Below are 13,350 nucleotides of genomic sequence, written 5' to 3'. Positions count from 1 at the left end.
CCGATGACGATCGCGTCCGAACGAACGACTCTGAGCAACGAAGGGTCGACCGCGCCCGCCGACGTCGCCGTCGCGATCGTCAACTACAACGCGGGGGACTACCTGCTCGCGTGCATCGAGAGCCTGCTCGCGAACGCGGGCGGAGCCCGGCTGGACGTGCTCGTGATCGACAACGCATCCCAAGACGGGAGCGCCCGCCGCGCGGCGGATGCTTTCCCGCAGGTTCGACTCGTAGAGAACCCGGACAACCGGGGGCTGTCGGTCGCGTGGAACCAGGGGATCCGGGAGACCGACGCGCCCTGGATCTTCCTCCCGAATCCCGACATCGAGCTGTGGGAGGGGTCGGTCGCGGCGCTCGTGGCGGCGGGTGAGGAGGACGAGGACGTCGCCGTCGTCGGTCCGCTCGTGCGGGACCCGGACGGCACGGTGTACGCGAGCGGGCGGAAGATCCCGACCGTGACCGAGGCGGTCGGCCACGCGTTCCTCGGTCCGTTCCTCCCGGACAACCGATTCTCGCGCGCCTACCGGATGGTGGCGTGGGACCGGGGCGGCTCGCGCGAGGTCGACTGGGTCTCCGGCAGCTGCATGCTCGTGCGCCGCTCCGCACTCGAGGAGGTCGGTCTCTTCGACGAATCGTTCTTCCTCTACGCCGAGGAACTCGATCTCACGACACGGCTTCGGCGAGCAGGATGGAAGGTGGTGTTCACCCCCACGGTCGAGGTGCTCCACGTCGGCGCCGTATCGATCGGGCGATCGAGACAGACCCACCTGATGCACTCCGACAGCATCTATCGCTACTACGCGAAGCACCGGGCGGCGGGGTGGCGACGCGCGACGCTGCCGATCGCCTGGGCCGCGCTCCGAGCTCGCGCCGAACTCGTCGCCCTGCGCGATCGGCTGGTGGATCGATGAAGGCGGTCGTTCTCGTCGGGGGAGAGGGGACCCGTTTGCGGCCGCTCACCGAGACGATCCCTAAGCCACTGATCAACATCGTGGACCGGCCCCAGCTCGACCACGTGCTCGATCTGCTTGCCCGGCACGGGGTCGACGAGGTCGTCCTGTCGAGCCCGTACCTGGAGCAGACCTTCCATCCCTTCATCGCCGCGCGCGGTGATCTGCCGCCCTCGGTCCGGTGGATCACCGAGGAGGCGCCCCTGGGCACCGGTGGTGCGATCGTGAACGCGCTCGAGCACCTCGGCGACGAGCCGTTCCTCGCGCTGAACGGCGACATCCTCACCGATCTCGATCTGACGGCGATGCGTGCGTTCCACCGCGAGCGAGGCGCGACCGCCACGATAGGGCTGACCCACGTGGACGACGCCCGGCCCTTCGGGCTCGTGCCGATCGCCGACGACGGGCGGGTGATCGAGTTCCGGGAGAAGCCCCTCGAGCGGGTTCCCGGTGACGTGAACGCGGGCACCTACCTGCTGGATCCCTCCTCGCTCACGGCGTGGCCGGCGGGGGAGAACGTCTCGATCGAGCGCGAGATCTTCCCCGCCCTGATCGCCGACGGGCGTCCGCTCTACGGCTACCTATCCGAGGCGTACTGGCTCGATCTCGGGACCCCGGAGAAGTACCTGCAGGCCCACGCGGACATCCTCGAGGGCGAGGTCGAGGGACTGTCCTACCCCGCGCCGTGGATCGCCGACACCGCCGACGTCGACCTGCGGTCCCATCTCGGTCGCTGGGTCGCCGTCGGCGCGCACGCGTCGATCGCGGCCGAGGCCGCCGTCGACGACTCGGTGCTGCTGCCAGGCGCGATCGTCGAGGCACGGGCGCACGTGACCGGGACGATCCTCGGGCCCGGGGCGCGCGTCGGCGAGGGAGCGATCGTGACCGACGGCGTGCTCGCCGAAGGAGCCGAGGTTCCCGACGACATGGAGATCGAGGGCGCGCGCATCCCGCCCGGACAGATAGCCGCCGAGGACGAGGACTGAGCGCTCGCGATCAGATCGCGGCGCCCGGCTCCGGGGCCTCACCCTGGTAGTCGTCGTTGCTCGCGATCGCGCGATAGTCGTCGACGAAGGCGTACGACGCGGCGAGGCTCAGGTCCGCACACTCCTGGGTGAAGTGCCACGCGGTGACCGCCATCTCGCCCCCGGCCGGAAGGCGTCCCGCCTCCCCCTGTTCGGAGTAGTCGTAGGGGGCGACGATCACGAACTCCTCATCCGCGTAGAAGTCCTTGATCTTCTGCAGTTCCGGACCGCTGGCGGCCGGGTCGTACCAGATCACGACCGCGCCGTGCTCTTGCGAGTGGAGCACCTGGTCGATCGGGGGCGAGCTGTCGTACACGCCGGCACCCTGGGTGACCGGGGCGTGCGGCCCCGAGGTGGGAGGGACCGAGGCGTAGGTCGACAGGGGAGGCATCTCCGGTGGCCCGCTTGGGGTTCCGATGTGCGCGCCATCCGGCCAAGGTCCCTGATACTCGCCCACGTTCTCGGCAGGGGTGCACCCCGCCTGCTCGATCGCCGCGTCGGACTGGGCGAGCAACTCCTCCGAGGAGGGCAGATCCACGGAGTCCGGCTGGAGCAGGACGGCGAGTCCCACGGCGATCGCCAGGGCGGCGGCGACGAGTCCGATGCCGAGCACGCGCATCCGGCTGCGTCGCGCCTCTTTGCGCTGGAGCTCTTCGCGCTCGATCCGCGCCTGCTCCTTGCGCTCGGCCTTGGTCGGCTTGCGCCCCTCCGGGCCCTTCGCGTCGCTCACGTGCCGCCCTTCCTGTCCGTCGTTCGTCGTCACCGCCGGTCGTTTCCCACGAGGCATCGCCGCTCGCGGTTCGGCCAAGGATAGCGGGCGCGAAGCGGGAGGCACCCCCTGGGCCGGTCGCAGCCCGCGTCGTCCCCGACGCGACTCAACGGTGCTGCAGGAACTCCTCCGCCGTGAGATCGGGTCGTGGAGGCGGCATCGCGTCCGGGAACGGACCTGCCGCCACGGTGCCCAGGGGCAGCCACTCCTCGTCGAGGTCGAGTGCGGCGCGCGCCTCCTCCCGGCAGAAGATCGAGGAGGAGATCCACGACGACGCCACCCCTTGTGCGTGCAGCGCGAGCACCAGGTTCTCGATCGCCGCCCCGCCGGCGAGCAGGAACATGTCGCGCTCGGCGCCCGCCCGCTCGTCGTCGGCGTAGTCGTGTGCGCCGCGCAGGCGGATCGCGGGCACGATCAGGACGGGGGCCGCCCCGAGCACCGCGTCGCTCGCGCCGATCCGGCGCTCGATCGTGGCGGGTGGGGTTCGGTCTCGGGCGAGGTCGGTCCTCCACGCCTCGGCCATCGCCGCGAGGTACCGGTGCTTGGCCGCCTCCGACCACAGCGCCACGAACAACCACGGTTTCGTGTGATGGGGCGCGGGAGCCGTACAGGCCGCACGGACCGCCTCCTCGATCGCCGACCGGGCGGGCGCACCCGTCCCGAACGCGCGGATCGTCCGGCGACCACCGATCGAGGTGAGGGGCGACGCGCGGAACAGGTCTTCGTCCGCGGGCCGGACGAGGTCGGCGGCGGCCCCCGCCGGCGCGTCCGACGGCTCGAGGCCACGGACGAGGGCCGCCGGGATCCCGGCCGCCTTCGGCATGACCAGCCCGCTCGCGGCCGCCACCTCGTCAGCGTGTGCGACGACGGTCGCGTCGAGCGTGCGGCCGTGCCGGTCGTCGGACCCGCGGAGATCGATCACGGCGGGGATCCCGGAGCAGCCGATCGCGACGTTCACGACGCCCGTTCGCCAGGGACGCCCGAACGTGTCGGTGATCACCACCCCGAGCGGCCCTCCGAACCGCTCCTCGAGCGTCGCGCGCAGCCGTTGCGCCGACCTGTCCGGGTCCTGCGGCAACAGGGAGAGGAACCCCGGTGGGACGTTCGAGGCGTCGACGCCCGCGTTCGCGCAGACGAACCCGTGGTGGGTCCGCGCGATCAGCAGATCGTCGCGCCTCGCGACCAGGGCCGCGGTTTCGCGTTCCACCCACCCTCGAACGCCCTCGGGTCCCGCGGGCACGACGCGTCCCTCCGCCTTGGAGACGACCTTCTGGGTGACGGCCACGACGTCGCCCACCCTCGGCGCCAGTGGCTCGAGCGCTCCGCCGAGGATCGTGGCCAGATCGTCGCCCTCCTCGATCTCGCCGATCCCCTCGACCGGCAGGATCTCGACCGTCATCCCTGCTCCCGGGCGAGCGAGAGCGCGATGCGCGCGAGCGCCCCGGCGCGGGCGTCGTCGACCATGATCGTGTCGGTGGCCGCCGTGCGCAGACCGAGCTCATGCTCGATCCGTCCGGCGAGCCCGCGGTCGCGCTCGTCGAGGATCCAGCTCCCGAGCAGGCCCTCGTAGGCCTGGGCCGCACCGAGGGCGGAAACCTCGAGCCCGGCGACCGGCATCAGCCGATCGGCCATGCCCGCGAGCGGGGCGCCCGCCACGATCGGGGAGATCCCGACGACGACCTCCCGTCGTGCGGCCAGAGCCTTCCGGTAGCCGGGCACGGCGAGGATCGGAGCGATCGACGCGACCGGGTTCGAGGGGCACACGACGATGGCCTCGGCGCGTTCGAGCGCCTCGATCGCGGCGGGCTGCGCGACCGCGCGCGCCGCTCCCGTGTAGCGGACCTGCTTCACGGGGTCCGCTGCCCGGCGCCGGACCCAGTACTCCTGGAAGTGCAGGTCCCGCGCGCCGCCATCCGCCTCCGGGTCCAGGACGTCGATCCGCGTCGTGACCTCGTCGTCGGTCATCGGCAGCACCCGCGGGACGACGCCGAACGCCGTCGCGATCATGTCGGTCGCCTCGCTCAGCGTCGCGCCCCCGCGGAGCAGCTCGGTGCGTCGCAGGTGGGTACCGAGGTCGCGATCACCGAGCGCGAACCATGCGTCGACACCGGCGTCGCGCATCGCCTCGATCGCGTGGAAGGTCTCGTCGGCCCGGCCCCATCCCCGATCGCGGTCCATCAGTCCCGCGAGCCAGTAGCAGACCGAGTCCAGGTCGGGACACACGCGCAGCCCGTGGATCCGGAGATCGTCACCGGTGTTGACCACGACGGTGATGCGCAACCCGTCGGCGCGCGCGACGCGGTCGAGTCCGCGGAGGAACTTCCCGGCGCCGACCCCGCCGGCGAGCGCGACGATCTCCGGCGAGCGGGAGGTCGGGGGAGGGGCCGGCTCGGGCGAGGACATACACGCAAGGGTAGTAGGCTCGCCGCGATGTCCGGAGGGAACGAACACCAGCTGCGCCGGGCACTCGCCCGCGCCGAGGCCGGCCGTTCGCTGTCCCCGCCCGAGGTGCAAGCCCTGATCGAGGCGCGAGGGGCGGGACTCGAGCGGCTCCTGCAGCTAGCGTCCCGGCTCCGCGAGCTGGGGCACGGAACGACGGTCACCTACTCCCGCAAGGTATTCGTGCCGCTCACGATGCTCTGCCGGGACCGATGCCACTACTGCACCTTCGCCAAGCCTCCGGCCCGGATCGACGCGCCGTTCCTGACGCCGGAGGAGGTCGTGGCGATCGCGGAAGCGGGCAGGACGGCGGGATGCAAGGAGGCGCTGTTCACCCTCGGCGACCGGCCCGAGGATCGGTACCCCGAGGCGCGCGACTGGCTCGCCGAGCGCGGGTACGCGTCGACACTGGACTACGTTCGGGCCGTCGCGATCCGGGTGATCGAGGCGACAGGGCTTCTCCCGCACCTGAACCCCGGTGTGATGGCCTACGAGGAGCTCGCCCGTCTCAAGCACGTCAGCGCATCGATGGGACTGATGCTGGAGACCTCCTCGGACCGCTTGTCGCAGGAGGGCGGTCCTCACCACCGCTCGCCCGACAAGGTGCCGGCCGTCCGGTTGCGAACGATCGAGGACGCCGGGCGGCTTGCGATCCCCTTCACGACGGGCATCCTCGTCGGGATCGGCGAGACGGCCTCCGAGCGGGCGGCCTCGCTGCTTGCGATCCGCGAGCTCCATCGCCGATACGGCCACCTGCAAGAGGTGATCGTCCAGAACTTCCGGGCGAAGCCCGCCACCGCGATGCATGCCGCGGCCGAGCCGGGCGACGAGGAGTTCCTGGCCGTCGTGGCCGCCGCCCGGGTGGTCTTCGGGCCCCGGATGCACGTGCAGGCACCGCCGAACCTGTCCGACGGCGAGCAGCAGGGGCGGCTCCTCGACGCCGGGATCGACGACTGGGGCGGGGTCTCTCCCCTCACACCCGACCACGTCAACCCCGAGCGTCCGTGGCCGGCGACCGATACCCTCGCGGCGACCACCGCCGAACGGGGTCTGGAGCTGCGGGAGCGACTCACGATCTACCCGGGGTTCGCGGCACGGCCCGATCCCTTCCTCGCAGGCACGATGCGTGGTCCGGTCACCGCTCTCCTGGCGGAGGACGGACTCGCCCGGGAGGGACAGGCGCCGGCGCCGATCCCGTGGCAGGACCCCCAGATCCAGTGGAAGCCCCGCACGATCGATCTCACCTTCTCCAAGGGACCCGGTGCCGGCCTCCGGGAGGACGCCGAGGTGGTCTACGGGGACATGGAGGCCGACGGATCGGAACGGCTGGCGCTCACCCGTGCCTGGGAGGGGTCGGCGCCCGCTCCCGAACGGCTTGACCGCCAGATCAAGGAAGCGCTCCGTGCCGCCGAGTCGGGATCCGAGCTGAGCGACGATCAGGCGCTCGCGCTGTTCCGGAGCGAGGGTCCCGCCCTCGACGCGCTCGCAGATGTGGCCGATGAGCTGCGGAAACAGGCTGTCGGGGACGAGATCACCTACGTGGTCAACCGGAACATCAACTTCACCAACGTCTGCTACGTGGGGTGTCGCTTCTGTGCATTCGCCCAGCGGGAGAACGATCCCGAGTCCTACACCCTGACCCTGGACGAGGTCGCCGGCCGTGCACAGGAAGCATGGGAATCCGGCGCGACTGAGGTCTGCATGCAAGGCGGGATCCACCCGGATCTGCCGGCGACGTTCTATTTCGACCTCCTCGACGCGGTGACGTCACGCGTGCCCGACATCCACGTGCACGCGTTCTCGCCGATGGAGATCTTGAACGGTGCGACGAAACTCGGCGTGTCCTTCGAGGAGTTCCTGACCGAGTGTCGATCACGCGGATTGGGGTCGATCCCCGGAACGGCGGCGGAGATCCTCGACGACGACGTGCGATGGGTGCTCACGAAAGGGAAGCTTCCGGCCGACACGTGGGAGGAGATCGTGCGGACCGCGCATCGTGTCGGCCTGCGGTCCTCGTCCACGATCATGTACGGACATGTCGACGCACCGCCGCATTGGGTCGCACACATCCGAAGACTCGCGCGGATCCAGGACGACACGGGCGGATTCACCGAGTTCGTCCCACTCCCGTTCGTTCACCAGAACGCTCCGATCTACCTTGCGGGGAAGGCGAAACCGGGCTCCACGTTCGACGAGGATCGTCGGTTGCACGCGATCGCGCGCGTCCTGCTCGCGGGTCGGATCGACAACGTGCAGGTGTCGTGGGTCAAGCTCGGCATCGACGCGTGCTGCGCGCTATTGCGAGGGGGCGCGAACGACTTCGGTGGCACGTTGATGGAGGAGACGATCAGCCGCATGGCGGGGGCGGAGTGGGGGATCGAGATGGAGGTGCGCGCCTTCCACGACGCGATCCGTTCGATCGGCCGATCTCCCGTCGAACGGACCACGACGTACGGCCGTGTGCACCGATCTGACGCGTCGATCGCGTGAGTCCGTCAAGCTAGCTGACAGATACGGTCAACCACATTTACTGTGCGTTCCTGACGCATTTTTCGCCCGGAAGCCCTTGCAACGGCCGGAACCGCTGTCCACGATGCTTTGGGGAGCGCAGATCGTGGATGGAAAAAAGTCGTCTCAGCACTTGTCAGGAAGGTGGGAATTCGCTCAGAATCACACGCGTGTGATTCTGGGGGGAGAGAGAAGTGCATCACTACATCCCATGGCAAGAGCGCGCACGGTGTCGCGATTACGACCCCGAGGTCTTCTTCCCCGAGAAGGGAGGCTCATCGAGGGAGGCCAAGCGGATCTGTGCTGAGTGCCCCGTTCGGATCGAATGCCTGAACTACGCGTTGCGCCGAGATGAGCGGTACGGCGTCTGGGGCGGGATGAGCGAACGGGAGCGACGGCGCCTGAAGCGGATGGCGTCGTAGAGGCGCCACCGACTCGAGGCGCCGCAGGAGATCGACCGGGAAGAACGGAAGGGGGAACGGGATGGCTGCCAAGAAGCGCACAGCCAGGAAGCCGGCTCGTAGGAAGTCGACTGCGAAACGGAAGACCGCTGCGAAGCGCAAGCCCGCCCGGAAGTCCACCGCGAAGCGGAGGTCCACCGCGAAGCGGAAGACTGCCGCACGGAAGCCGGCGCGTCGCAAGAAGTCGACCGCCAAGCGGAAGACCGCTGCGAAGCGCAAGCCTGGGCGTCGCAAGAAGTCGACCGCCAAGCGCAAGTCGAGCGCCAAGCGGAAGACCGCTGCGAAGCGCAAGCCGGCACGTCGCAAGAAGTCGACCGCCAAGCGGAAGACCGCTGCGAAGCGCAAGCCTGGGCGTCGCAAGAAGTCGACCGCCAAGCGCAAGACGGCCGGGCGCAAGCCGGCGCGGAAGAAGGCGACGCGGCGCAAGAGCTCCGCACGCCGCACGAAGCGCCGCTGATCGGCATCGTCATGCGATCTCGAAGGGGGGCCACCGGCCCCCCTTCGGCGCGTTCGGCGTCCGGTCGCGTGCTAGGCTCCGCGCCGTTCCTCGCGCGGCCCCCCTCGAGCGAACCTGACCCCGCATGATCCGCGCAGACGCCGACCGTGCACCCGCCGATCGCCCCGTCGACGGCCAGGTGCGCACCCCCACCGTTCTCGCGGTGCTGGTGGCGGGCGACGGCGCGCCCTGGCTCCGCGAGTGCCTCCAGGGACTTTCCGGCCAGTCCTATCCCCGGCTGGGTGTCGTCGCGGTCGACAACGGATCGACCGACGGGTCCCGCGAGCTGCTCGAGCGGGCGCTCGGCCCGGGTCGCGTCCTGGAGCTCGGTCGGGACGCGGGGCTCGCCGCCTCGGTCGACCGGGCCCTCGAGCTGCCGGTCGCCTCGGAGTCGGACTACCTGCTCGTGCTCCACGACGACACCGTCCTCGAGCCGGACACCGTCGCCGGGCTCGTCGAGACCGCCGGATCGGTCGAGCGGGCCGGCGTGGTCGGTCCCAAGGTCGTGGACTGGGACGATCCACGGATCCTGCGAGAGGTCGGCCGGTCCACCGATCGGTTCGGTCATCCGACCCAGCCGCTCCAGGACGGCGAGATCGATCACGGGCAGTACGACCGCGTGATCGAAGTCCTCTTCGTCTCCTCGTGCGCGATGCTCGTCTCGCGCGAGGTGTGGCAGACGGTCGGCGCGCTGGACGAGCGTCTGACCTCCCACCATGAGGACCTGGATCTGTGCTGGCGTGCCCGGCTCGCCGGGTTCAAGGTCGTGATGACGCCACTGGCTCGGGTTCGGCACGCTTCGGCCACCTCGCGTGGTGCTCGCGAGGATATCGGTAAGCACCGATCCGAGCGCTACTACGCCGAGCGGGCATCGCTCACGGCCATGTTGAAGAACTACTCGATCGGCTCGCTCCTGGTGCTCCTGCCGTTCTTCGCTCTGATCGGGCTGGGTCGCACCCTCCTGCTCACGGTGACGCGTCGATTCGAGGACGCGTGGGAGCTGCTCTCAGGCTGGGGCTGGAACGTCGTCCACCTGCCGGGAACGCTCGCACGCCGCCGCCGTACCCAGCGCGTGCGCACGGTCCCCGATCGCGAGATCCGTCGCTTCATGGAGTCGGCCACGTTCCGGATCCCGCGCTGGGTGGACGAGGCGAACAAGATCCTGGCCGAACAGCAGCAGATCGACGAGGGCGAGGAGAGCTTCCGGGTCCGAGAGCATGCGGCATCGCTGATCCGGCGCCACCCGGCGCTCGTGGGTGTGGCCGTCGCGGCAGTCGTGGTGTTCCTGGCGGGCGGACGGATCCTGGGGGCGGACGATCTGGGAGGCGGAGCCCTGGCCGCGTTCCCCGCGTCCGCGGGGGGCTTCTTCGCAGAGCTCGTTTCGGGGGTCCGCACGACCGGATTGGGCGGGACGGACGCAGCGAGTCCGTCCCTCGCGGCGCTCGGGTCCGCCTCGTGGCTCACCTTCGGCGATCCCTCTCTCGCCCAGCGGCTGCTGCTGGTCCTCCTCCCCGTGCTCGCCGCCGCCACCGCGTACCGGGCGTTGGTGCGCCTGACGGGAGAGCGCACATCGGCCACGCTCGCCGCCGGCTGCTACGGGGTGTGCGCCGCGACGATGTGGGCCCTGTCCGAGGGTCGGATCGATCTGCTCGTGATGCTGGCTGTCGTGCCCGTCCTGATCGAACGGATCGCCGCCGCCTTCGCGGCCGAACCACCCCAGCGCTGGCAGCGGATCGCCGCCGGCCTCGGGATCGCGCTCGCGATCGGCGTGGCGTTCCAACCGGCCGTGCTGCTCCCCTTCGCGGTCGTCCTGGCGGTCGTCGCGATCACCGCCGGAACGACGATCGCCCGCGGTCTGAGGACCTCGCTCGCCGGTATCGTGATCGGTGCGGCGCTCGTGTTCCCGATCGTCCCGACCCTCCTGAGTGCACCGGATGCGTCCTTCTCCTCCCTGGTCGGTACGACCGACTTCGCAGCGATCATCCGGGTCGTGATCGGACCGGCTCCCGGGGACTGGGCGATCGCGTGGTTCCTTCCCGTCGCGGCGATCTGTTCGCTCGTCGTCGTCGCCCGAGAGCACCGGGCCACCGCGAATCGGGTCGCGATCATCGCGGTCGCCGGCATCCTCCTTTCATGGCTGTCGGCCGCGGGGTGGCTGCCCACGCCGCTCGCGAACGCTCCCGCGTACACGATCCTGGTTGCGGCATGCGAGGCCATGCTGATCGGGTTCGGGGGAGCATCCCTGGTCTCGGGCGGCATCGGCCGCGAGACCTTCGGACCGCGGCAGGTCCTGTCCGCCGTGCTCACCTTCGTCTTGACCCTCGGACTGACCCTGCAGGTGGTGGCCGCGTCGGTCGGCGACTGGCGGATCCGCGACGACGGCCTGCCTCCCGCGTGGTCGGTCGTCTCCGAGCAACGCGGCAGCGCGGAGTTCCGAGTCCTGTGGCTCGGGGGTGCCGGCGGCGGTCAGTTCCTCGCGCCCGGCGGCGAACCGATCGGCGTCGTCGAGGCGGGTCCGGCGTCGGTGCGTTACGGGCTGACCGGGCGTCGCGGCATCGTCGCCCTCGACACCGGGCGGGCGGATCGGGGGCCGGGCTACGACGAGCTCGAGAGCTCCCTCGTCGAACTCGTGTCGGGGGAGAACCGGCACACGGGCGCCCTGCTGGCTCCCTACGGGATCCGTTTCGTCGTTGCCGCCGAGGGCGACCTGCCGGCCGAGACGCTGGTCCGCCTCGAGTCCCAGCTCGACCTGGACAAGGTCACCGAGGGCGAGCTCACCGTGTATCGGAACGCCCGGACGTTCCCCGAGGCCTCGGTCGTGCCGGCCGATGATCGCTTCCTCGAGGCCGCGCGGAGCGCGGACCCGCGGGACGTCGCTGCGCTCCCCGGGCCGCGGGGGTCCGAGCAACTGCACGCGGCTCCCGGCGGCTGGCAGGGACCGGCGCCGCAGCAGCAGCCCGCATATGCCTTCGTCGGCGAGCAGTTCGCGACGGGATGGCGGCTTTCGGACGGTCCGGATGAGGTTGAGGCGGAGCGCGCGTTCGCGTGGGCGTTCGGGTTCGAGGTTCCGGAGGGCGCGGATCGCGTGAGCATCCGGTACACGGACCAATGGGTCCGAACCCTCCAGATACTCCTGCTGGCGGTGCTGTGGCTCGCGGCCCTCTGGGTGACGAGGAAGCCGGTGTCGTCGAGATGAGCGACCCCGTGACGCCCGGACGCCGTGCTCGCACGCGGGAACAGCTCCGCCCGCGTGGCCAGACCCTCGTTGCGCTCGTCCTGGTCGGGATCCTCGTCGCCGGTGCGCTGCTGACCCAAGGCGTCCTCGGAGAACGCGACCGGGGAACCGGCGCCGTAGGTATCGTCGCGTCGGGCGCGTGGTACTGCCCGCATGGTGGCGGCAAGGACTGGGAGGCGGTGATCTCGGTTGCGAATCCGGGGTCCGAACCCGTCGAGGTCCGCGCGCGGCGACTGGGTCCCGAACGCGGGCCGGGGAGTGAGCGCGTCAGGGTGCCGCCGGGAGGCTCCGTCGAGCTCGTCGCGCCGGCGACCGACCGGGGGAGCGCCACGGTGGTCGAGTACTTCGGCGGCCATGTCGCGGCCGGTTGGGTCGCGCGCACCGGGGGTGACGATGTGGGGATCAGCGCGGAACCCTGTCTGTCCGAGGCAGGTCCCGTCTGGACCCTCGGGGACGGCACCGCCGAAGCGAAGGAGGAGCAGACCTTCGTGGTGGTGATGAATCCGTTCTCGGGAGACGCCGTGTTCACACTCGAGGTGCTCCGCGCGTCAGATCCGCCCGGCAACGTCTCGGAGTGGGACGACTACGTCCTGCCGGCGGGCCGCAGCGTCGCGTTCGAGCTGGACGAGTTCGCGGAGGGCGACCGGGTGCTCGGGGCGACGATCACGTCATCGCTCGGGCGGGTCGCGGCGTCGACCCTCGGGATCTCGAAGGATCGCGGGGTTCGCGGGGTTATCGGCTGGCAGGGCCCGACGCCGAGTGGTGCGTACCTGCCGGGAGCGGGACAGGACGGCGACTCCGTCGTCACGGTCATCGCGCCGGAGGACCGCTCGACCGCGTACGCGGCATCGATGCTCGGCTCCCACGGATCGCAGGTCTTCGCCAAGGGGAAGGAGCAGCTGCAACGCGGCGAGACGGCCCAGCGGCTCGACATCGCTGCTCCGGACCCCTCGACGATCTGGCTGCGCGGCGGTCGCGATCGTCCGGGCGTCTTCGCGACGCGGCGCACCTCCGGCCGAACCCAGGATCTCGGCGCGACGGCCGGAGCGCCGGCTCCCGGCGCCCAATGGATCGTGTTCCCCTCGGTGGGGGAGGCTCCTCAGCAGCCGGTGCTCGTCGTCACGAACCCGGGTGCCGACGCCGCCGAGGTCACGCTCACGACCCTGCCGCGCGAGGGCGATCGGGTAACCAGACAGCTGCAGGTGCGGCCGGGACGGACCGTTGAGGCGCCCACGGCCCTCTTCGGGCCCTCACCCCGAGCACCGGTGCTCGTCCGGGTCTCCGACGGCGCGGTCGTCACGGCGACGGCGTCCTATTCGCAGGGCAAGGACGGTGTCGCGGCCTACGCCGTGTCGGCCGGGGCCCCGATCGATCCGGCGTGGGTGGCCGACCCGCCGTGAGCACACCGAGCGGTGATCGAGGAACCACGAGATGGGCACCAGGAACCATGGGCGAGAGTGAAGATC

Annotated in this window: 9 protein-coding genes and 1 pseudogene; 7 read left to right on the top strand and 3 right to left on the bottom strand. The window is 70.6% G+C overall.

All coding sequences use genetic code 11. The features are described from left to right. The first annotated feature begins 3 nt into the window (after positions 1-3). Positions 4-912 carry a glycosyltransferase family 2 protein gene (locus WEF05_11265; GenBank protein MEX1102458.1) on the top strand — a complete coding sequence of 303 codons (909 nt, stop codon included), beginning with the start codon at positions 4-6 and terminating at the stop codon, positions 910-912. Continuing rightward, positions 909-1,937, top strand: coding sequence for an NDP-sugar synthase (locus WEF05_11260; GenBank protein MEX1102457.1), 1,029 nt, complete (start codon positions 909-911; stop codon positions 1,935-1,937). Before WEF05_11265 ends, WEF05_11260 begins: the two co-directional genes overlap by 4 nt. A 10-nt stretch (positions 1,938-1,947) precedes the next feature. Here the strand turns inward: WEF05_11260 and WEF05_11255 are convergent, their stop codons facing one another. The 3 genes from WEF05_11255 to cofD all read right to left on the bottom strand — a co-directional run bounded on the left by WEF05_11255 (position 1,948) and on the right by cofD (position 5,148). Beyond that, positions 1,948-2,706, bottom strand: coding sequence for a DUF3105 domain-containing protein (locus WEF05_11255; GenBank protein MEX1102456.1), 759 nt, complete (start codon positions 2,704-2,706; stop codon positions 1,948-1,950). 145 nt (positions 2,707-2,851) lie between these two features. After that, entirely contained in the window at positions 2,852-4,144 is a 1,293-nt protein-coding gene (locus WEF05_11250; protein MEX1102455.1) for a coenzyme F420-0:L-glutamate ligase, read from the bottom strand. Beyond that, positions 4,141-5,148, bottom strand: a complete 1,008-nt coding sequence (gene cofD, locus WEF05_11245) for a 2-phospho-L-lactate transferase (GenBank protein ID MEX1102454.1) — start codon at positions 5,146-5,148, stop codon at positions 4,141-4,143. The genes WEF05_11250 and cofD overlap by 4 nt, the downstream gene beginning before the upstream one ends. Before the next feature lie 27 nt (positions 5,149-5,175). Here cofD and WEF05_11240 point away from each other — a divergent pair, with 27 nt between their 5' ends. The 5 genes and pseudogenes from WEF05_11240 to WEF05_11220 all read left to right on the top strand — a co-directional run bounded on the left by WEF05_11240 (position 5,176) and on the right by WEF05_11220 (position 13,284). Next, positions 5,176-7,674, top strand: a complete 2,499-nt coding sequence (locus WEF05_11240; protein ID MEX1102453.1) for a bifunctional FO biosynthesis protein CofGH — start codon at positions 5,176-5,178, stop codon at positions 7,672-7,674. A gap of 224 nt (positions 7,675-7,898) precedes the next feature. Next, positions 7,899-8,114 (top strand): annotated as a pseudogene (locus WEF05_11235) (WhiB family transcriptional regulator). A gap of 61 nt (positions 8,115-8,175) precedes the next feature. Then, positions 8,176-8,610: a hypothetical protein gene (locus tag WEF05_11230; GenBank protein ID MEX1102452.1), complete on the top strand. Its 435-nt coding sequence runs from the start codon at positions 8,176-8,178 to the stop codon at positions 8,608-8,610. Between the two features lie 124 nt (positions 8,611-8,734). Further along, positions 8,735-11,845, top strand: coding sequence for a glycosyltransferase family 2 protein (locus WEF05_11225; protein MEX1102451.1), 3,111 nt, complete (start codon positions 8,735-8,737; stop codon positions 11,843-11,845). Continuing rightward, positions 11,842-13,284 carry a DUF5719 family protein gene (locus WEF05_11220; protein ID MEX1102450.1) on the top strand — a complete coding sequence of 481 codons (1,443 nt, stop codon included), beginning with the start codon at positions 11,842-11,844 and terminating at the stop codon, positions 13,282-13,284. Before WEF05_11225 ends, WEF05_11220 begins: the two co-directional genes overlap by 4 nt. Positions 13,285-13,350 lie beyond the last annotated feature (66 nt).

The sequence above is a fragment of the Actinomycetota bacterium genome (assembly GCA_040881665.1).
Lineage (GTDB): Bacteria > Actinomycetota > UBA4738 > UBA4738 > HRBIN12 > JBBDWR01.
The sequence above is the reverse complement of the archived record's forward strand: the minus strand, read 5'-3'. Positions and strand labels throughout refer to the sequence as shown.